The organism is Mannheimia massilioguelmaensis (genome assembly GCF_000940515.1).
GTDB classification, from domain to species: Bacteria; Pseudomonadota; Gammaproteobacteria; order Enterobacterales; family Pasteurellaceae; genus Basfia; species Basfia bettyae.
Genome location: NZ_CDQL01000007.1, coordinates 260,694 through 282,119, shown reverse-complemented (window position 1 = coordinate 282,119; position 21,426 = coordinate 260,694). Strand labels below are relative to the sequence as shown.

Sequence of the window (21,426 nt, the reverse complement as noted above, 5' to 3'; positions counted from 1 at the left end):
ATCATTTTTTCTTTTTACGTTGATCATCAAATTCTGCACCTTTAGGCACTGAGAATTGGAATAAACTATCTGCTAATGGATTATTTGTAATATTACGTAAGATATAAAGATTTGATTGACCATCTTTTTCAATAGTACTAAAACCTTTTAACACACCATTACTATCAATCCGAATATCAAATTGTTTGATATTGCTGTTTTTCGCTTTTGGTTTTAATACGAAAGTATCCGCATTTTGTTGAACTGTATATTGATTCCAGTTAGCTTTATCATCACTAGTTAATAATACAAAGGGAGTATTATTTACCGCATCTTTCACCCAATTTGCGGTTACTTGATCTACGAAAGGATCATAAAACCATAATGTTTTGCCATCAGAAATAATCTGAGTTTCTTGCGGTGCTTTATTATCCATGCGAAATAAATTAGGACGTTTAATCTGTAATTTACCACTTCCGTTTTGAACATTTTTCCCATTTGCAGAACTGACATTCTGAGTAAAATCGGCACTAAAGTAATTGACTTGAGCTAAACGCTGTTGTAATTCATTTGTTGCATCAGCCCAAACTAGAGAACTGCATGAAACCGCTAAAAGTGCGGTCATTTTTAGCATAAATTTTTTCATTTACTTTCCTTTTCTTTTCAAAAGTGAAATTAATATTCTTGATTATTACGAACCAAAATTTCACGTTTACCATTTCGCATTTCCGATACAATACCTTGCTCTTCAAGCTGATCCATAATACGCGCTGCACGATTAAATCCAACACGGAAACGACGTTGAATTGATGAGGTTGATGTTGTACCAGTACGGCTAACAAACTCCACCACTTCATCAAATAAATCATCTAATTCATCAGGATTTCCATCTCCACCTAACTCATCATCAACAGAATCTTCATCAGAACTTTCAAGAATTGCTGAAATATAGTTCGGTTTACCTCGAGCACGCCAATCATCTGCGACTCGAACAACTTCATCATCTGACATATAAGCGCCATGAACACGAATTAAATCTGTGGTTCCGTTACCTAAATATAACATATCTCCACGACCTAATAAGGCTTCAGCACCATTTTGATCTAAGATGGTACGAGAGTCATTACGTTGCACAACAGTGAACGCAATACGACTTGGAATGTTTGACTTGATCAACCCTGTAATCACATCTACAGAAGGACGTTGTGTTGCTAAAATCACGTGAATGCCCACTGCTCGTGCTTTTTGCGTTAAACGAGCTATTAATTCTTCAATTTGTTTACCCGCAACCATCATTAAGTCAGCGAACTCATCTACAATTAAAACAATATAACTCAATTTTTCTAATATAGGTGCAGTAGCATCCATTGAATCACCAGGTCTCCATAAAGGATCTGGCACCACAAGGTTTTCGGCTCGATATTCATCTAGGCGTTCATTAAAGCCTTCAATATTACGCACACGTAATTTTGCTAATAATTGATAGCGACGTTCCATTTCATCTACACACCAACGCAGAGCATTCGCCGCTTTTTTCATATCCGTCACGACTTCCGTTAACAAATGAGGAATATCATTATAAACCGACAATTCCACCACTTTAGGATCAATCATAATAAATTTTACTTGTTCAGGTTTTACCTTATACAATAAGCTAAGAATCATGGTATTAATCCCTACCGATTTACCTGAACCCGTGGAACCCGCAACTAATAAATGAGGGGTTTTAGCTAAATCAATAATAATAGGTTTACCACTAATATCCTTACCTAATGCCATCGGCAATAGTGCTTTAGTATAACGGAACTCATCACTATCCAACACTTCACGTAATGATACAATTTGACGAAGAGCGTTTGGCGTTTCAATACCGATATAAGGCTTACCTGGAATAGTTTCTGCCACACGAATAGATTTAAACATTAATGCACGAGCTAAGTCTGTATCAATACTAGTTACTTTCGATGCTTTTACACCAGGTTGTAATTCTAGTTCATAACGGGTGACAACAGGGCCAACCAATACATCTTTAACCACAGCTTTCACATTAAAATTACGAAGTTGCTGTTCAATGCGTTGTGAAGTTTCTTGGATTTCTTGTTCAGTGGCTTCTTGGACACGTGTAGCTCGATAATCTAACAAGTCTAAACTTGGCAACTCAGTTGTTGGTTTTACTACTGTCTTATTATTACCAAAAAGCTCCATTACTTTATCAATAGGTAATGTACGTAAACCATTATTATTTTCTACTTCAGGTTCTGGGGACAAGTCTAATTGAGGTTGTAAACTCACTGTTGGATTAGCAAGCTCATTAATTAAAGGTTCTGGAATATCTGTGACACCTAAAACTTGAGCTTTTTCTAAACGAATACGTTCACGTTCTGCTTCTTGTTGAGCAAACTGTGTAGCAAGCTCACTGGTATCAAATCCAGTTGAAGTGTCAATTTCTGAAATATTTGATATTGTAGAATACTTCTCTGCCGTTCCCTCGCCTATAGGTGATAAAGGACGGACTGGTGTCAAACTAACTTCAGGAATATGTACTTGAGCAAAATTTTCATTTTCAGATAATTCTTCTTCAGATAAAACTACCGAACTGCGAGCTGGATCTAAAAACTCAGGAGATTGATAATCCTGAGGCATCATATTATCTTGTTCTAAAGGAGAAATTCTTACCTCAGGTAAATCATTATTTTCATCTACTGCATATTGCCCAAAACTCTCAGGTTTAAGCTGATCTTCAGGAAGCATTAAAACATTTTGATGAGATGAAAGCCCGACAATATTTATTGAGGATGGTTTTTCATCAAGATTATTGACATGCGGTTGCAATTCTTGCTGAGCATGTATCATGGCTCGCTCTTCATCAATCTCCGTTTCAATCCATTCTTCAATATTTTCATTTTCAACTATCTCGGGTTGTTTTTCTTCATTCTTTTCGGTTAACCAATTGTAGAAACGCACTAGTAAACGAATTAATGAAGCCCCTGAACAGAAAATAAATCCAATCACAGAAAATACGAAAGCAAAACAAAGTAGCCCGAATTTTCCCAATAAAGGATAAAAAGCTTTCACTATAGTTGCGCCTAAAACGCCACCTGCAAGATGATAACTGGTATTATTTAAACTTAATGAAGCTAATGCAGTGAGCCCACAAATTAATACGATAAAACCAAACATACGTAAACTAAATCGAGTCCAAGTCAAACTATCAACACGTTTAGTACGAATAAAATAAATAGGTGCAATTAATAGTAGAAAAGGTAATAAATGCCCAACATAACCAAAAAAGACAAAGAAAAGATCCACCATCCAGGCGCCAAACTTACCAGCCTTATTAATAATTTCAGTTTGATAACTTGAAACAGACCAAGTACTATCAATAGGACTATAACTTGACCAGGCAATAATAAGATAAAAGCCTAAAAGTGCGGTCAATCCAAACAAGATTTCCACAAGATAATGTTTTGGCGTAAAGCCAACTGAAAATTTTTTTATCATGTCTATTTATTATTTTAATTGTAAAAAATTAGTTTGTTTTACTTCTTCCATTACTACATAAGTACGGGTGTCATTTACTCCAGGTAAACGCAATAAGGTGGTTCCTAATAATTTACGATATTCCGCCATATCCGCTACACGAGTTTTGAGCAAATAATCAAAGTCTCCAGAGACAAGGTGACATTCTTGAATTTCCTCAAGAGCCTGTACCGCAGCATTAAATTCTTCAAAAACGTCTGGTTTACCACGAACAAGGGTAATTTCAACAATAACCAATAATGGAGAATTTAAGAGTTCAGGGTTTAATAATGCTTTATAGCCCATAATTACGCCCTGTTTTTCAAGCCGTTTAACACGCTCTAAACAAGGTGTTGGAGATAATCCAACTTTTTTAGACAAGTCAATATTAGAAATTTTGCCATTACGTTGGAGTTCGTTAAGGATTTTAATATCAATAGCATCAAAGCCTTTAGGCAATTTTTTATCCATAAAATTCACCATCATTGTAGAAATAGAAGATTAATTTAATTTTACACTATTTTTTAGTCAGTTATATGTTTTTTTACGCTTAACCGCCCGATAAACAATGATAATTTTCTATATTTCTTATAATTCTCAAACTTATCTCTAAAAATCACCTGTTTTTTGTATATTAGTTTTTTAGGGAAAGCGTATTATTACTTACAATTTTTTAACAATTAGGACAGATTAAAAATCATGAGTAACCCTTTTACAGCACAATGGTCTACTAATGGCAATACATTATGTTTAGGGCATTGGCTGATTAATTTTAACAATCAACCAATTAATCTTCCTCAAGAACGAGCAGAAAAAGATATGGGAACAAGAGGGATCTATAATTTTATCGATCCTGAAGATGAACTCTATTTGGAAGGATTAGCTGAAGATGATTGGATTTTAGCAAATATCGATTGGTTAACTGATGTCTTTATTGAGAATAATATTCCCATTGAAGAAGAAAATATGCGTCTATTCTATCAAGCTGTCAATAAAGCTGATTGGCGTTGTGGTAGCTGTGGTGGATGTATCTAATCAAAAGTGCGGTAAGATTTTTAAAAATTTCACCGCACATTGATTTTTATTATGACTAATCCAAACTATCTAAAATATCCAATGCATCTGATAATTTTTTTACGGTAAAAACTTTCATATTTTCTACCGCACTTTTTGGCTTATTCCCATAAGGAACAATAGCTCGTTTAAAACCATGTTTTGCTGCCTCAGAAATTCGTTCCTGACCACTTGGTACAGGTCGAATTTCCCCCGCTAATCCAACTTCACCAAAAACCACCAGATCTTGCGGTAAAGCACGATTACGAAAGCTAGAGATCAAAGCTAATAATAAGGCTAAATCTGCACTGGTTTCTGTCACTTTCACCCCACCAACTACATTCACAAATACATCTTGATCTGACATTTGTAAACCACCATGGCGGTGTAAAACGGCGAGCAATAAAGCTAAACGATTTTGTTCTAAACCGACGGCAACACGACGAGGATTCGCTAGCATTGAATGATCCACTAAAGCCTGAATCTCTACTAATAATGGTCGAGTTCCTTCCCAGAGCACCATCACAGAACTACCAGGGGTTTGTTCTTCACCTCGACTTAAAAAGATTGCTGAAGGATTTTTCACTTCCCGCAAGCCTTGTTCAGTCATGCCAAATACCCCAAGTTCATTGACAGCACCAAAACGATTTTTATGACTGCGTAAGGTTCGGAAGCGAGAATCTGACTCACCTTCTAATAATAAGGAACAATCAATAGCATGCTCTAACACTTTAGGACCAGCTAAAGTACCATCTTTAGTCACATGTCCCACCATGATGATGGCTGTTTGGCGAGTTTTCGCATAACGAGTCAAAAAAGAGGCACATTCTCGTACTTGTGCAACACTACCAGGTGAAGATTGGATATCCGCAAGATGCATCACTTGAATAGAATCAATAACAATAATTTGTGGTTTAAGTTGATCCGCTAAATGACAAATTTGCTCCACAGAAGTTTCTGACAACATTTTAAGTTGATCGGTAGGAAGTCCTAAACGATTTGCACGCATCGCAACCTGTTGTAATGATTCTTCCCCTGTCACATAAAGTGCGGTCATATTTTTTGCTAAACCACACATGACTTGTAACAATAAGGTACTTTTACCTGCCCCAGGGTGACCACCAATAAGAATCGCACTACCAGGAACAATACCTCCACCAAGTACACGATCTAATTCTTTAAAACCACTAGAAAAACGAGGTGTTTCCTGCAAACTAATTTCTGCTAGGGTCTGAATTTTAGCTTGAGTTTCACCTGCATAACCGCTAAACCGATCGTTACGGTTTGGGGCTTGTTTCGCAGAGACTAAACGAATTTCACTAATAGTATTCCAAGCTTTACAAGCGGAACATTGACCTTGCCAACGGGAATATTCTGCACCACAGTCATTACATACATAAGCAGTTTTGGGAGCTTTAGCCATGGACTATCCTAATCAAGAGTTAAACGAATTAAATTAATCATACGACGTACATATTCGCCTCTATGCAGTAAAGCATGGAGCTTTTGCATAGCTTGTAAATTATCTTTGGTTTCGCTATGAAAACGAATTAAATTACGAATTTGCTCATAAAGATAAGTATTACTTTCGGCAAGTTCAGCAAGGATTGATTCATCGATATTCGCTTTTTCATTTATTAAATGATTAAATAATGAAGTCTGTTCAGCATAATGATGATATAAATTAAAAAATGAACCGATACGTTCTACGGTTTTAATAAAATCTAAAGCAAAATATTCAGGTCTAAGTGCTACGGTTTCTTCAATTAATTGTTGCTCATGGGTAAATAACATGGCTAACTCATTTGTTGCAGACATACCCGAAGCTTCTAATTTTAAAATATCACGCCATTGTTCCAACCAATTAACAAGCTTAATAGAAGATGGTTTGGCTAATTGATAACCACGTTTAGCTTTACTTGCTGAACTTAAGCGAATACCATCAGTTAAGCTTAAACCACTTACCAAAGTTAATAATTCTGAAATATCACCATGTTTAAGCTCAAATTCAACTTCCGAAATTGCTTCAATCTTTTTACCCGCTTTAATTTCGCCTAGATCTAAGGCAATCTCCACTTCTGAATTATGTCCGCATTCTACTAACCAAAATTGTCGTTCAAAATCCGTACTAAAAATGGGTTGTACTTGAAGATCTTTAGGTAAATCAAATAATTCTTCACAACATACTGACAATTTCGTTAAATCTGGCTGCATTGAGTCTAATTCAATATTGTACTCAGGACGAATATGTAATCCCCCAGTGACTTTACCATCAGTTTTTAAAGTCATGGTAAATTTATCATCTTCAGTACGAACACGTAATCCCATTTTTCGCTGAGCAAAGTAACAATCGGAACTATCATAATAGCAATTACCTAAAAAAACTTTTTTATGCTCAATGATATGAAAATTAGTAATTTCTTGAGCAAAAACTTCTGCAAATTGCTGATTCACTGCCAATTTAAGTTCTATTTCATTACTCATATAAAAATCCTTGATTATCAATTTGTTAATCTATTGTATTGATTAACTTAGCATATATTCTTAACAGATTATAAATCTTTTTCAATTTAAACCGTGAATTTTTACCTAACATAGGGTAATATGCTGAAAATTTTAATCAACAACTGATTTTTTTCGGAGTTAATTTATGGCAATAAACAATATCTTAGGATTATTTGCACATTCGCCTTTAAAACCTCTACAACGACATTCAGATAAAGTCACGGAAGCTTGTAGCCTATTAGTGCCATTTGTTGAAGCTGTTTTTGAAAGCGATTGGAAACTAGCAGAACAAATTCGTTTACAAATTTCAGAAACAGAACGTCAAGCTGATGCAATAAAACGTGAAATTCGTTTGAAACTTCCCCGTGGTCTATTTTTACCAATTGATCGTCGTGATCTACTTGAATTAGTCACGCAACAAGACAAATTAGCAAACTATGCAAAGGATATTGCAGGACGACTAATTGGTCGTCAATTTACTATTCCGCCAACATTACAAACTGAGTTTATGAAATTTGTTTGCCGTAGCTTAGATGCAACAGTTCAAGCTCATAGAGTTATTGAAGAAATGGATTCTCTGTTAGAAACTGGATTTAAAGGGCGTGAATTAATCTTAGTAAATAATATGATTACTGAATTAGATCAAATTGAGGACGATACAGATCAAATACAAATAAAATTACGTTTAATGCTACGCCAAATTGAAGGGCAATATAATCCAATTGATGTGATGTCCTTATATAAAATTTTTGAATGGATTGGCGTCTTGGCTGACCAAGCCCAACGAGTAGGCTCCCGTATTGAGTTGATGCTTGCTCGTTCATAATAACTATAACATAGGGAATTGACTATGGAATTATTACAAAATTACGGCACAATACTTATCGTAATTACTGCTGTTTTCGCCTTTTTTATGGCTTTTGGAGTGGGAGCTAACGATGTTTCAAATGCAATGGGAACATCTGTTGGCTCAGGGACAATTACAGCTAAACAAGCAATTATTATTGCTTTAATTTTCGAAGCTTCTGGTGCTTATCTTGCTGGTGGAGAAGTAACTGAAACGATAAAAAGTGGAATTATTAATCCAACTGACTTTATCACTGAACCAGACACATTAGTATTCGGCATGATGGCTTCTCTGTTTGCTTCTGGTTGTTGGTTACTTATTGCCTCTCGTTGGGGGTGGCCAGTATCAACCACCCATTCTATCGTGGGTGCTATTATTGGTTTTGCTTGCATTACCGCAGGTGGTGGTGCTGTAAAATGGGGAGCAATTACAGGTATTGTAGGAAGTTGGTTTATTACCCCTTTTATCGCAGGTATTCTTGCCTATCTCATCTTCTACATTACTCAAAAACTGATCTTTGATACAGAATCTCCATTACGTAACGCACAAAAATATGGTCCTTATTTTATGGGATTAACTGTATTTATTGTAGCAATTGTGACTGTATCTAAAGGGTTAAAACACGTTGGATTAAACTTAACCTTACAACAAACTCTCGCCATTTCCTTAACTTTAAGCATCATCTCAGGCATTATCAGCCATTTCTATTTTCGCAGTAAAAACTTTATTAACAAAGTGCGCAAGGGTGCTTTTGGTGGTGTAGAACATATATTTAGCATTTTAATGTTAATGACAGCTTGTGCTATGGCATTTGCTCATGGTTCAAATGACGTAGCAAATGCAATTGGTCCTCTAGCCTCAGTGGTTACGATTATCGAAAATGGTGGTAATATTTCTGCTGTTGCACCTAATGCATGGTGGGTTCTGCCTCTAGGAGCCGCAGGTATAGCATTGGGCTTGATTGTAATGGGTTATAAAGTGATGGCTACTATTGGTACAGGTATCACCGATTTAACACCTAGCCGTGGGTTTGCCGCACAATTTGCCACAGCAGCAACTGTTGTGGTAGCATCAGGTACAGGTCTGCCAATATCAACAACTCAAACATTAGTCGGTGCTGTTTTAGGTATTGGATTTGCACGAGGTATCGCCGCTCTAAACCTAAATGTTATTCGCAATATCGTTGTTTCTTGGGTAGTTACCTTGCCTGCCGGAGCATTCTTTGCAATTATCATATACTATTGTTTAGATGCAATTTTTAGATAGCTATCAAATATAATAAAAAGTGCGGTAATTATCCCGCACTTTATGGTTATCTCAGAATAGTTTTATTTATAATATTTTGTTACATAAAATAATTATTTTTCAATGACATTCAAGGTTTCAATTATGCAAAAATTTATTAATATCATCCTTTCAAGCACAATTCTTGGATTATCCATCCAAGTTGTTCATGCTGAAACACAGTATGTAACAGAAAACTTAAATACTTATTTACGTAAAGGTGCGGGTGATAATTTCAAAATTGCAGGTGCCATTCAAGCTGGTGAAGCCGTTACGGTATTAGATCGCAAAGAAAAATATACCTTGATTAGAGATGGAAAAAATCGTGAAGCATGGATTTTAAATTCAGAATTAACCAATACGCCAAGTAGCAAAGAAGAAACCCCTCGTTTAAAAGCACAGGTACAAGAATTAACCACTAAACTAAATCGTTTAGATACAGACTGGCAACAACGAACAACAGAAATGCAACGTCGTGCTAAAGATGCCGATCAAAAAAGTAGCCAATTATTAGAAGAAAATTCACAGCTTAAACGTGAATTAGAAATAACTAAAAATAAAAATCGTGATTTAGAGGCAATGCTGGATGCTGGCAAACGCGAAATTGCAATTCAATGGTTTATTTACGGTGGTTCTGTATTAGGTGTGGGTTTATTACTTGGCTTAATTATTCCACTCATTTTACCTAAACGTCGTCGTAACAGCGGCTGGGCATAATAAATAAAAAGGTGGATTAAATCCGCCTTTTTATGTCATAGAACAGGTGTATTGAATATGCAAATCTACCTCGTCGGTGGTGCTATCCGTGATCAACTTCTCAATCTTCCCGTCAAAGATCGAGATTGGGTTGTTGTAGGCTCAACACCAGAGCAACTTATTGCTAAAGGCTATCAGCAAGTGGGTAGAGACTTTCCTGTTTTTCTCAATCCGCACACAAAAGAAGAATATGCTCTTGCTCGTACAGAAAGAAAATCAGGTGCAGGTTATACAGGCTTTATTTGTGATTTTTCTCCTGACATTACCTTAGAGCAAGATCTTATTCGTCGTGATCTTACTATCAATGCTATCGCTCAAGATAACACTGGTAAACTTTATGATCCTTATGGTGGAATTTCTGATTTAAACAACCGCACTTTACGTCATATCTCCCCTGCTTTTGCTGAAGATCCTCTACGAGTGTTACGTGTCGCAAGATTTGCTGCTCGTTATCATCAATTAGGTTTTAGCATTGCAAATGAAACCTTTGAATTAATGCTGCAAATTACTCAAGCGGGTGAATTACAACACCTTACCACTGAACGTGTTTGGCTCGAAACCGAAAAGGCATTAAGTGAAAAAAATCCTGAAGTCTATTTTGAAACCTTACGTAAAGTCGGGGCATTAGCTTTTTTATTGCCTGAAATAGATGCCTTGTCTGGCATACCTAATCCCGCACAATATCATCCAGAAATAGATAGTTTTGTACATACGATGTTAGTATTGCAGCAGGCTGTACAACTCACAGAAAATTCTCATTTTAATAAAACTGCGGTACGCTTTGCTGCAATTTGTCATGATTTAGGTAAAGCATTAACGCCTAAAGATATTTTGCCTCACCATTATCAGCACGAACAAAGAGGTATTCTGCCGACAAGAAATTTATGTAATCGTTTAAAAGTTCCGACTTATTATAAAGAACTGGCTGAATTCTGTTGCGAATACCACTCTCATATTCACAAAATTTTTGAATTGAAGCCAACAACAGTAATGAAGTTATTTAATCGATTAGATATTTGGCGTAAACCACAACGATTCCAAGAATTAATACTAGTCTGTATTGCTGATACACGTGGTAGAACAGGCTTTGAGCAGCAAACTTATCCTCAACAAGATTACATTTGGGCACTTTATCAAGCAGCATTAATGGTGAAGGTTCAACAAGTTATTGATGATGGTTTTGAAAAACAAGGGATCAGAGAGGAATTAAACAGACGTAGAACATTAGCAATCAAAGCTAAAAAAGCAGAAATTCTAGCACAATTTGTTCCTTCTTAATTTGCAAAATTTTTACAAAACTAACCGCACTTTAACAACAGTGCTTTACTAATTCTGTATAAATTCGTACAATATCCTTGTTTTTAAAGATGAACAATCTAATCCCAATAATCCATTTAAACTGATGAGTTAAAAACCCATCTCATTGATATGAAAAACTTAAAATCTTTTCTTACTGTTCTCTTTGTTAGTACATTTTTAAGTGCGTGCTCATCACTTGATATTCGTGATACACGCCCAACTGATGTCAAAACTATTGATAAATCAGATGCACAATGGCAACAACACCTAAAACAAATTAAACAGATCCAACATTATAGTAACCAAGGTCAAATTGGTTATATTAGCAATAAAGAACGTTTTTCTAGCCGTTTTGAATGGAATTATAATAGTGCCACCAATTACACCTTAAAACTCTATTCCACTGTGAGTTCTAGTAGTTTATTAATGCAAATGCACAAAACTGGAATGACAATTTCTGATAATAAAGGTCATCAACGTTCTGAGGCTGATGCGAAAATGTTAGTACGTGAAATTGTAGGAATGGATGTTCCCCTCGAACAATTTGCTTACTGGTTAAAAGGACAACCCGATGAAAAAGCCAATTACCAAGTAGGTGAAAACCATTATTTAGCAAGTTTTACTTATCCTGTTGATGGAACCCTTTGGACTGCGGATTATTTAAATTATCACGCAGATCAGACACCAGCATTACCTAAAGATATCTTGCTTAAAAATGACAACCAAACTTTAAAAATTCGCGTAGATAATTGGAAATTCTAATCAATGAAAAATCATCAATTTTCTACCGCACTTTCAACAGATTATAAGCAAGGCGAGGCTATCAGCTTCCCTTGCCCTGCAAAACTCAACTTATTCTTATATATTAATGGCCGTCGTGCTGATGGCTACCACGAATTACAAACGCTATTTCAATTTTTAGATTATGGTGATTGGCTAACTATCAAAGTCCGTCATAATGATGATCAAATATTACTTACTCCCACTATTCCAAATTTAAAAATACAAGATAATCTCATTTATCGAGCTGCCCGCTTATTACAACAAAAAACAAAATGTAAATTAGGCGCAGAAATGCATCTTGATAAAGTATTACCAATGGGTGGTGGTGTTGGTGGTGGTTCATCTAATGCGGCGACCACACTACTTGCTTTAAACTATCTTTGGAAAACTAATTTAACGATTGAAGAACTGGCAGAACTGGGGCTTCAACTTGGTGCAGATGTACCTATATTTATACATGGCAAGGCCTCTTTTGCTGAAGGCGTTGGTGAAAAGATCACTTATTGTGAAGCTCCTGAAAAATGGTATTTAGTCATTAAACCCAATGTATCTATTTCGACCGCAAAAGTTTTCTCTGCACCAGAACTAACACGTGATACACCGAAAAAATCACTCCAACAGTTATTACAACAAGAATACAAAAATGACTGTGAAAGAATTGTAAGAAAACAATACCCAGAGGTTGAACAACTTCTCAACTGGTTGGTACAATATTCACCGTCAAGATTGACGGGGAGCGGTGCTTGTGTATTTGCTGAATTTGAAAACGAACAAGCGGCACAAGCGATATTGAATTTAAAAGCAAAAGAATTTTCTGGTTTTGTTGCTAAAGGCTTAAACGTTTCTCCATTACACCAAATGCTGAAACAGCTATAATAACAAAACCGTAAATATTAATTTATTTCCTAAACCCTTAATTACAATCTAAAACCTGAGGTTATTAAAAATGCCTGACATTAAACTCTTTGCTGGTAATGCAACGCCAGAATTAGCAAAACGAATTTCAGAACGCCTATATATTTCTCTAGGCGATGCTACCGTAGGTCGTTTTAGCGATGGCGAAATTCAAGTTCAAATTAATGAAAATGTACGTGGTTGTGACGTATTTATCATTCAATCAACTTGTGCACCAACCAATGACAACCTAATGGAGTTGATTGTAATGGTTGATGCCTTACGCCGTGCTTCAGCAGGTCGTATTACGGCTGTCATTCCTTATTTTGGTTATGCTCGCCAAGACCGCCGTGTCCGTTCAGCTCGTGTTCCAATCACCGCAAAAGTTGTCGCTGACTTTTTATCAAGTGTTGGCGTTGACCGTGTATTAACATGTGACTTACACGCAGAACAAATTCAAGGTTTCTTCGATGTTCCAGTAGATAACGTGTTTGGTTCTCCTGTACTGCTAGATGATATTATGAAGAAAACCGATCTCGATAATCCAATTGTTGTTTCACCTGATATTGGTGGGGTTGTTCGTGCTCGTGCAGTTGCTAAATTATTAAATGATACTGATATGGCTATCATTGATAAACGCCGCCCTAAAGCGAATGTCTCTCAAGTCATGCATATTATTGGTGAAGTTGCAGATCGTGATTGTATCTTAGTTGATGATATGATCGATACTGGTGGTACTTTAGTAAAAGCCGCAGAAGCATTAAAAGAGCGTGGTGCAAAACGAGTATTTGCTTATGCAACTCATGCTGTATTCTCTGGTTCAGCATTACAAAATATTGCTAATCCTGCATTAGATGAAGTGGTTGTCACAGATACTATCCCACTCACAAAAGAAATCAAAGCATTAGGTAAAGTACGTACACTAACCTTATCAGCTATGCTTGCTGAAGCAATCCGCCGCATCAGTAATGAAGAATCTATCTCTGCGATGTTTGAAGAATAATTGATTCGTTAACGCACTAAAAATAAAAAACCACAACCTAAATTGTGGTTTTTTATTTTGTCTCATATCAGAATTTTAGAAATGAGAGTAGTTTTGAATAAGTGATATAAAAACTGCGGCATTTTTTTAGAAAAATTTTATTATTTTTGATTATCGAAAGAATAAGGAATCTATCCTGAAATATTCTCATTTACAATCAATTTTCATGACAATTTATCAATCATTCCCACAATCATTTGTGAAGATTGTTTTGCTGCAATCGGAAGAAATTCCTCAAAGGACATACTTGCTTCTCCGTCCCCCGCATCAGAAATTGCACGTACCACGAGGAAAGGAATATTAAATACGTGACACACTTGCGCAATCGCAGCTGCTTCCATTTCTACTGCTGTAACTTGTGGAAAATCCGCTTTAATTTGAGCTAAAGACTCACCACCAGCAATAAAACTATCACCAGAACAAATCAATCCATGCTTTACATGATGACCTTGCTCTCGGGCTACTTGTTCTGCAAGTGCGGTAAGTTTTTTATCAGAAATAAAGGTTGCAGGACAAGCAGGAAGTTGACCTTTAACATATCCAAATGCAGTGACATCAACATCATGATAAGCCGTTTCAGTGGAAATTACGATATCTCCTACTTTTAGTCCTTGTGCGACTCCACCTGCTGAACCAGTATTTAATATCATATCAGGTTTAGTAAGCTGAATTAACAACGTTGTTCCAACTGCAGCCGCTACTTTACCAATTCCCGATTGAAGTAATACAATTTGTTTACCATGAATATTACCTTCATAGATAGTACTACTTGCTATCTGTGTGATTTTTTTATCTTTCATTAAGTTGGCTAAAATTTCAACTTCCTGCGCCATGGCACCAACAACACCAATTTTCATAAAATTTCCTTATTGTAAATTTTCATTTTTAGATAATTTGCCTACTAAATAATCTAATACAGCAAAAGTATAATCATCATTATATAACGTACTATTAGTTAATACATATCGTCCTTGAATCACCACAAAAGGATAGGTAAATACGCCATATTTTTCTGTTCGATAGATAGCTTCATTAACCTGTTTTTGAATCTCTGTAGAATTATAAGTATCCATAAACGCTTGACCATCAACTTGTTGTTCTTGCAAATAAGCGACCAAATTCTCTAAATTTGTTAAAGCTTGATAACGTTCAGGATCTGCTGTTTCAAACAATAAGGCATCTGCAATATCAGAATGATTTAAGCGTTTAAGGCTATAATAAACTCTTGCAGTATAAGGCGTTTCTTTCGTAGCAATAGGATGCTCAACAATGACTACTTTATTAGGATTAATACGGCTATAAAGTTCTAAAATATCTTGTGTATTAACACAAACACGGCAATCATAATCAAAAAAAGATTGAATCAAAATTTTGTGATCAATAGGATTTTCACCTTTAATCGGTGAATTATAAGAGAAATAATCTCGACCATCCTCAAATTGATTCTCGGCAACTCGAGTTTCAGCTACTGAGATATCTTGAGGCATACTTGGTGTGACCGAATTGTCTTGTGCAAAGACAGAATGAACACCTAATAGCATAGGTAGATAACGACAAATTTTCATTGATTACCAATACTTATCATAAAACCAAATAAACAGATGCTAAATTTTACATCTAAACACTTAAAATTGTATAAAAAATTAACTAATAGGTTGGATATAATCCACTAATAATTGAATATCTCGATTACCTCGAAATTCATTTATATCTAATTTATACGCTAATACTGCTGTACGAATAGATAAGTCAGGATAATAGCGGGTATCAATATTAAAAGCAATGGCATCCATAAGAGGTCCGCCCTTTATAGGCTCCACTAACATTTTTAAATGGCGTTCCCCTACTAAACGTTGTTGTAAAATTTTAAACTCGCCATCAAATATCGGCTCTGGAAAAGCCTGTCCCCAGGGTCCAGATTGTTTCAATAATTCAGCTGTAGCAAGTGTCATCAGATCTAAAGATAATTCTCCATCAGTCCACACAATGCCCTGTAAACCATCTATATCAAGCCATTCAGAGACCACTTGGTTAAAGAGGCATTGGAATTCAGCATATGATGCTTCATGAATGGTTAAGCCTGCAGCCATTGCATGCCCACCAAATTTTAAGATCATATTTGGATATAAGGTATTCATATGTGCTAAAACATCACGTATATGCAATCCCTCAATAGAACGGGCAGAGCCCTTTAAAATTCCCTCTTGATCCTGCGTAAACGCCACTACAGGACGATGAAATTGATCTTTAATTCGTGCAGCTAAAATACCAAGCACACCTTGGTGCCAGTCAGCTTGATAAAGGGCAATTCCCATAGGTAAATCAGATTTAAGTGCGGTCAAATTTCGGCAAATTTCTAATGCCTCCATTTTCATGCCTTGCTCAATCTCCTTACGTGTTTGATTTAAACTATCAAGTTCTAAAGCAAGTCCTCTAGCAACTTCCATTGAATCAGCTAAAAGCAACTCCACTCCAACTGACATACTATCTAAACGGCCTGCGGCATTCAAACGAGGGGCAATAGAGAAGCCAAGATCACTGGCACTTAATTGATGAATATCTTTATTCGTAACTTCTATTAAAGCGCGAATACCATGTCGACAACGCCCAGCACGAATTCGTGCAAGCCCCTGATAAGCTAGTATTCGATTATTTTGATCAAGAGGTACCACATCAGCAATCGTACCTAATGCAACTAGATCTAATAATTCTGTAAAATTAGGCTGTGTTTTAGCATCAAATATACCTAGCTCACGTAATTTTGCACGCAATGCCAGCATTAAATAAAAGATGACACCTACACCCGCTAAAGCTTTTGATGGAAACTCGCATGTAGTCAAATTAGGATTAACAATCGCATCTGCATTAGGCAATGTTTCTGGTGGTAAATGATGATCGGTAATTAAAACATTTACCCCATGTTCTTTTAAAAAAGCGACACCTTCAAAAGAAGACACACCATTATCCACCGTAATAAGCAACTCGGCTTGCTGTTCACAGGCAATTTTAGCAACCGCAACACTTAATCCATAGCCCTGATCAAAACGATTAGGAATCAAATAACTTACAGAATTAAATCCTAGCTGGCGTAATGCAGTAACAGCTAATGCAGTACTCGTTGCACCATCAGCATCAAAGTCACCAACAATCACGATATTTTGCTGTTTATCTCGTGCTTTAAGCAATAAATTTACAGCATCATCAATACCTTGTAAAAGCTGAGGAGCCAACATCGCTTGCAAAGTGCGGTCTAATTGTTGAGAATTTTCGATATGACGAGAACGATACAAACGATCTAACAAAGGGTGCTCGCAAACCGATGCACCATAAGGAACAGAACGACGTTGAATAAGTTTATTCATTATTTATTGAATAGAAAATAGATATTGTAGAGCAATATTAACTTAAGCCAGAGGCCCCTTAGCTTCTAAGGCTAACAGGACTATCCTTCTAACATGCGTAATAAATCTTTTGCAGGCACATAACCGCCTATTAATTCACCAGAACTCGTAATAATACTTGGCGTACCACGGACTCCGTATTGAATACCTAACTTATAATGTTTCTTAACAATATTGGGTGTTTTCAATTCTTTTGGTAAATGACCATTTTGTGCTTCTGTCAATGCAAAAGCTTTATCTGGTGCAGTAAAGATGCTTTCCATTTGTTTTGCTGTATTAGTATCTAATCCACCACGAGGAAAAGCCAAATAGCGTAAAGTAATGCCTAAATCATTATATTCTTTCGCTTCATTGTGTAATTTTTGACAATATGCACAAGTAATATCCATGAAAATGGTCACCACATATTTCTCATTTTTTGCAGGGTAAACTATCATTTCATCTTTATAACTTTCTAAAGTACTATATAGCGCCTTGCCACTCACATCTACCGCACCTTTATCCGTTAATTCAAAAAGCTTACCTTGAATCGCATATTTTCCATCTTCTGTTGTATACAAAACTCCCTCATTTGTCACAACAGTTTTCATTCCTTTAATAGGAGATTCTTTTACTTCAATGTCAGTTGCACCTAATTTGTTTAATTGTGCTTTAATTTGTGCATCATCAGCTAAAGTAACAGTTGTAATAAACATTAAAGAAAGTGCGGTTAGCATTTTTTTCATTTTTAGAATTCCTAAATTAATGGATAAGTGATGAATTATAAAAAGATTAAGAAATTGTGCAAGAAATAATAACAATATTTGCTCAATAAAAAACCTACATTTCTTTTTATCACGTCTAATAGCCCACTATCCAACATCATCAAAATAGCCTATAATTAACACTTTATTTATTGTAAATAATTATCTTATTTTATATGTTTGAAATTAATCCAATTAAAAATAAAATCTCAGATCTCAGTGAACGAACCAATATCCTTAGGGGGTATCTTTGACTTTGAATCTAAACTTGAACGTTTAGAAGAAGTGAATGCTGAACTTGAACAGCCAAATGTATGGAATAACCCTGAAAAAGCACAAGCATTAGGGAAAGAACGTTCTGCATTAGAAATTGTAGTGAACACCATTAAAAAACTCGATCAAGGTTTAGAAGACGTTGATGGTTTACTAGAATTAGCCATCGAAGGTGAAGATGAAGAAACCTTTAATGAAGCTGTGGCTGAACTAGAAGATTTAGAAAAACAATTAGAAATTCTTGAATTTCGTCGTATGTTTAGTGGTGAACATGATGCTTGCGATTGTTATGTGGATCTGCAAGCAGGATCTGGCGGTACTGAAGCGCAAGACTGGACGGAAATGCTACTTCGAATGTATTTACGTTGGGCAGAAAGCAAAGGCTTTAAAACGGAACTCATGGAAGTCTCTGATGGTGATGTTGCAGGTTTAAAATCAGCAACAATTCGTGTTTCTGGTGAATATGCTTTCGGCTGGTTACGGACAGAAACTGGAATTCATCGTTTAGTGCGTAAAAGCCCTTTTGATAGCAATAATCGTCGCCATACATCATTTGCAGCTGCATTCATTTATCCTGAAATTGATGATGATATTGATATCGAAATTAATCCAGCAGATCTGCGTATCGATGTTTATCGAGCCTCAGGTGCTGGTGGTCAACATGTTAACCGTACAGAAAGTGCGGTACGTATTACCCATATTCCAAGTGGAATTGTGGTGCAATGCCAAAACGATCGTTCTCAACATAAAAACAAAGATCAATGTATGAAGCAGTTGAAGGCGAAGCTCTATGAAATGGAATTACAAAAGAAAAATGCGGATAAACAAGCATTGGAAGATTCCAAATCTGATATTGGTTGGGGCAGTCAAATTCGCTCTTATGTGCTAGATGATGCTCGCATTAAAGATTTGCGTACAGGCGTGGAGAATCGTAATACACAAGCCGTATTAGACGGTGATTTAGATAAGTTTATAGAAGCTAGCTTGAAAGCTGGTTTGTAAGTTGTAACCTGGACTGACTAGTCCATCAACATCATTCTAAAATTTAAAAAATCAAATAGAAAGTTTACATGGTGGGCAAACATCCCCACCCTACATAAAGGTAAAATAAAATGTCAGAACAACAAACCCCAGAATTAGATTTTCATGGTGAAATGGCTGTGCGTCGTGAAAAACTTGCTGCTTTACGTGCCAAAGGTAACGCATTCCCAAATACATTTCGCCGCGATGCATTAGCGGAAGATTTACATCATCAATATGATGCTCTTGAAGGTGAAGAATTAAACGAAAAGAATATTTCAGTTTCAGTTGCTGGTCGTATTATGACTCGTCGTACCATGGGTAAAGCAACTTTCATCACGATTCAAGATATGAGTGGACGTATTCAACTATATGTTGCTCGTGATAATTTACCTGAAGGTGTTTACGCAGAAGATGTCAAAAGCTGGGATTTAGGTGATATTGTTGGTATTAAAGGCACCTTATTCAAAACAAAAACCAATGAACTAACAGTTAAAGCTCATGAAGTTCAATTATTAACTAAAGCACTTCGTCCATTACCAGATAAATTCCATGGTTTAAGCGATCAGGAAATTCGTTATCGTCAACGTTATTTGGATTTAATTTCTAATGATGAATCACGTCGCACATTTGTAATCCGTTCAAAAGTTATTGCTGGTATTCGAGAATACTTTATTGGCAAAGGTTTTATTGAAGTTGAAACACCTATGCTACAAGTGATTCCAGGCGGTGCGGCGGCTCGTCCATTTGTAACTCATCATAATGCATTAGACATCGATATGTACTTGCGTATTGCTCCTGAACTTTACTTAAAACGTTTAGTCGTGGGCGGTTTTGAACGAGTATTCGAATTAAACCGTAACTTCCGTAACGAAGGGGTTTCTGTTCGTCACAATCCTGAATTTACGATGATCGAATACTATCAAGCTTATGCAGATTATCATGATTTAATGGATAACACTGAAGAATTGCTACGTAAATTAGCATTAGATATTTTAGGCACTACTATCGTCCCTTATGGTGAATATGAATTTGATTTTGGTAAACCATTCGAACGTATCACTATGCACGATGCCGTTATTAAATATGGTGCAGCAAAAGGCATCGTTAAAGAAGATTTATATGATTTAGAGCGTGCTAAGGCAGTGGCTACTAAATTAGGTATTGCTATTCAAAAATCTTGGGGGTTAGGTTCTCTTGTAAATGCAATTTTTGAAGAAGTGGCTGAACACCATCTTATTCAACCAACCTTCTTAATGGCTCATCCTGCTGAAATTTCACCATTAGCTCGTCGTAATGATGAAAATCCAGAAGTAACTGATCGTTTTGAATTATTCATCGGCGGTCGTGAAATCGGTAACGGATTCTCAGAATTAAATGATGCTGAAGACCAAGCAGAACGTTTTGATGCACAAGTTGCGGCAAAAGATGCTGGTGATGATGAAGCTATGTTCAAAGACGATGATTTTGTTACCGCACTTGAACATGGTCTTCCTCCAACTGCGGGTGAAGGTCTAGGAATCGATCGTTTGGCAATGTTATATGCAAACGCGCCTTCTATTCGTGATGTTATTCTATTCCCAGCAATGAAACATAAAGTTTAATTGATGAAATTTGGGTATCTTAGGATACCCAATTTTTTATCAAAATTTTCTACTTTTCTACCGCACTTTTAAGGATAAATTATGCATGAAATGTCGCTCACTCAGAATATTATGGAAATTGTTGAAGAACAATGCCGTAAGAATAATGTATCTAAAGTGACAGATCTTTGGCTAGAGATTGGTCCGCTATCTTGTATTGAACCTGATGCTATTGAATTTTGTTTTGATGTTTGTAGTAAAGATACTCTAATGGAAAATTGTAAGCTCCACTTTATCGCTATTCCCGCACAAGCTTACTGTTGGCATTGTGAAAAGCTAGTAGAAATTAAAGCACATCAAGATGCGTGTCCAGAATGTGGAAGCATTCATCTACAACGTCAAAGTGGTGATGAACTCAGAATTAAAGAGATTGCCGTAGAGTAAA

At 36.1% G+C, this 21,426-nt stretch carries 20 protein-coding genes; 11 read left to right on the top strand and 9 right to left on the bottom strand.

The genetic code is table 11. The annotated features are described in order from the left end of the window. Window position 1 precedes the first annotated feature (1 nt). Genes lolA through lrp form a run of 3 tightly spaced genes read right to left on the bottom strand, consistent with a single transcriptional unit; the run spans window position 2 to window position 3,969 of the window. Window positions 2–625: an outer membrane lipoprotein periplasmic chaperone LolA gene (gene lolA / locus BN1226_RS07925; protein WP_005760530.1), complete on the bottom strand. Its 624-nt coding sequence runs from the start codon at window positions 623–625 to the stop codon at window positions 2–4. Between the two features lie 29 nt (window positions 626–654). Beyond that, window positions 655–3,480 (bottom strand): DNA translocase FtsK, encoded by a 2,826-nt coding sequence (locus BN1226_RS07920; protein WP_044470726.1) that lies wholly within the window; start codon window positions 3,478–3,480, stop codon window positions 655–657. 9 nt (window positions 3,481–3,489) lie between these two features. Further along, entirely contained in the window at window positions 3,490–3,969 is a 480-nt protein-coding gene (gene lrp, locus BN1226_RS07915; RefSeq protein WP_005760661.1) for a leucine-responsive transcriptional regulator Lrp, read from the bottom strand. 228 nt (window positions 3,970–4,197) lie between these two features. On the opposite strand from lrp, the gene BN1226_RS07910 reads away from it, so the two are divergent. Beyond that, the gene (locus BN1226_RS07910) at window positions 4,198–4,533 is read left to right on the top strand and encodes a hypothetical protein (RefSeq protein WP_044470725.1); all 336 of its coding nucleotides are present in this window, start codon (window positions 4,198–4,200) and stop codon (window positions 4,531–4,533) included. A gap of 55 nt (window positions 4,534–4,588) precedes the next feature. On the opposite strand, the gene radA is transcribed toward BN1226_RS07910, so the two are convergent. Together radA and BN1226_RS07900 are read right to left on the bottom strand one after the other, a co-directional pair. Then, entirely contained in the window at window positions 4,589–5,974 is a 1,386-nt protein-coding gene (radA, locus tag BN1226_RS07905; protein ID WP_044470724.1) for a DNA repair protein RadA, read from the bottom strand. Between the two features lie 8 nt (window positions 5,975–5,982). Beyond that, complete coding sequence (locus BN1226_RS07900) at window positions 5,983–7,035, bottom strand: CYTH domain-containing protein (protein WP_044470723.1); 1,053 nt, start codon at window positions 7,033–7,035, stop codon at window positions 5,983–5,985. 166 nt (window positions 7,036–7,201) lie between these two features. Between BN1226_RS07900 and BN1226_RS07895 the strand changes: the two genes are divergently transcribed. The 7 genes from BN1226_RS07895 (at window position 7,202) to BN1226_RS07865 (ending at window position 13,922) form a co-directional block, all read left to right on the top strand. Next, window positions 7,202–7,882: a TIGR00153 family protein gene (locus tag BN1226_RS07895; RefSeq protein WP_044470722.1), complete on the top strand. Its 681-nt coding sequence runs from the start codon at window positions 7,202–7,204 to the stop codon at window positions 7,880–7,882. A 24-nt stretch (window positions 7,883–7,906) separates the two neighbouring features. After that, window positions 7,907–9,169, top strand: coding sequence for an inorganic phosphate transporter (locus BN1226_RS07890; RefSeq protein ID WP_044470721.1), 1,263 nt, complete (start codon window positions 7,907–7,909; stop codon window positions 9,167–9,169). 123 nt (window positions 9,170–9,292) lie between these two features. Then, the gene (locus tag BN1226_RS07885) at window positions 9,293–9,904 is read left to right on the top strand and encodes a TIGR04211 family SH3 domain-containing protein (protein ID WP_005760522.1); all 612 of its coding nucleotides are present in this window, start codon (window positions 9,293–9,295) and stop codon (window positions 9,902–9,904) included. Window positions 9,905–9,961: 57 nt separating this feature from the next. After that, window positions 9,962–11,221: a multifunctional CCA addition/repair protein gene (locus BN1226_RS07880; RefSeq protein WP_044470720.1), complete on the top strand. Its 1,260-nt coding sequence runs from the start codon at window positions 9,962–9,964 to the stop codon at window positions 11,219–11,221. A gap of 150 nt (window positions 11,222–11,371) precedes the next feature. Beyond that, complete coding sequence (lolB, locus tag BN1226_RS07875; protein WP_005760544.1) at window positions 11,372–12,004, top strand: lipoprotein insertase outer membrane protein LolB; 633 nt, start codon at window positions 11,372–11,374, stop codon at window positions 12,002–12,004. A 3-nt stretch (window positions 12,005–12,007) separates the two neighbouring features. Next, on the top strand, window positions 12,008–12,901 hold the full coding sequence (gene ispE / locus BN1226_RS07870; protein WP_044470719.1) for a 4-(cytidine 5'-diphospho)-2-C-methyl-D-erythritol kinase: 894 nt from the start codon (window positions 12,008–12,010) through the stop codon (window positions 12,899–12,901). Between the two features lie 70 nt (window positions 12,902–12,971). Next, on the top strand, window positions 12,972–13,922 hold the full coding sequence (locus BN1226_RS07865; RefSeq protein ID WP_005760446.1) for a ribose-phosphate pyrophosphokinase: 951 nt from the start codon (window positions 12,972–12,974) through the stop codon (window positions 13,920–13,922). A 203-nt stretch (window positions 13,923–14,125) separates the two neighbouring features. Here BN1226_RS07865 and BN1226_RS07860 read toward each other — a convergent pair whose 3' ends face one another. The 4 genes from BN1226_RS07860 to dsbC all read right to left on the bottom strand — a co-directional run bounded on the left by BN1226_RS07860 (window position 14,126) and on the right by dsbC (window position 18,087). Further along, a complete protein-coding gene (locus tag BN1226_RS07860) occupies window positions 14,126–14,818 on the bottom strand; it encodes a 5'-methylthioadenosine/adenosylhomocysteine nucleosidase (RefSeq protein WP_044470718.1) in 693 nt (230 codons plus the stop codon). Window positions 14,819–14,827: 9 nt separating this feature from the next. Continuing rightward, a complete protein-coding gene (locus BN1226_RS07855; RefSeq protein WP_082041918.1) occupies window positions 14,828–15,526 on the bottom strand; it encodes a thiol:disulfide interchange protein DsbA/DsbL in 699 nt (232 codons plus the stop codon). Window positions 15,527–15,604: 78 nt separating this feature from the next. Then, on the bottom strand, window positions 15,605–17,323 hold the full coding sequence (gene recJ / locus BN1226_RS07850; RefSeq protein ID WP_044470717.1) for a single-stranded-DNA-specific exonuclease RecJ: 1,719 nt from the start codon (window positions 17,321–17,323) through the stop codon (window positions 15,605–15,607). Between the two features lie 80 nt (window positions 17,324–17,403). Further along, window positions 17,404–18,087, bottom strand: a complete 684-nt coding sequence (gene dsbC / locus BN1226_RS07845) for a bifunctional protein-disulfide isomerase/oxidoreductase DsbC (RefSeq protein ID WP_044470716.1) — start codon at window positions 18,085–18,087, stop codon at window positions 17,404–17,406. Between the two features lie 194 nt (window positions 18,088–18,281). On the opposite strand from dsbC, the gene prfB reads away from it, so the two are divergent. The 3 genes from prfB to hypA all read left to right on the top strand — a co-directional run bounded on the left by prfB (window position 18,282) and on the right by hypA (window position 21,425). Further along, a protein-coding gene (gene prfB, locus BN1226_RS07840) for a peptide chain release factor 2 (RefSeq protein ID WP_156149910.1) occupies window positions 18,282–19,380 on the top strand; the annotation gives its coding sequence in 2 pieces (ribosomal slippage) (window positions 18,282–18,356 and window positions 18,358–19,380; 1,098 coding nt in all). A 110-nt stretch (window positions 19,381–19,490) separates the two neighbouring features. After that, entirely contained in the window at window positions 19,491–21,002 is a 1,512-nt protein-coding gene (gene lysS / locus BN1226_RS07835) for a lysine--tRNA ligase (protein WP_044470715.1), read from the top strand. 81 nt (window positions 21,003–21,083) lie between these two features. Beyond that, a complete protein-coding gene (gene hypA, locus BN1226_RS07830; RefSeq protein WP_044470714.1) occupies window positions 21,084–21,425 on the top strand; it encodes a hydrogenase maturation nickel metallochaperone HypA in 342 nt (113 codons plus the stop codon). Window position 21,426 lies beyond the last annotated feature (1 nt).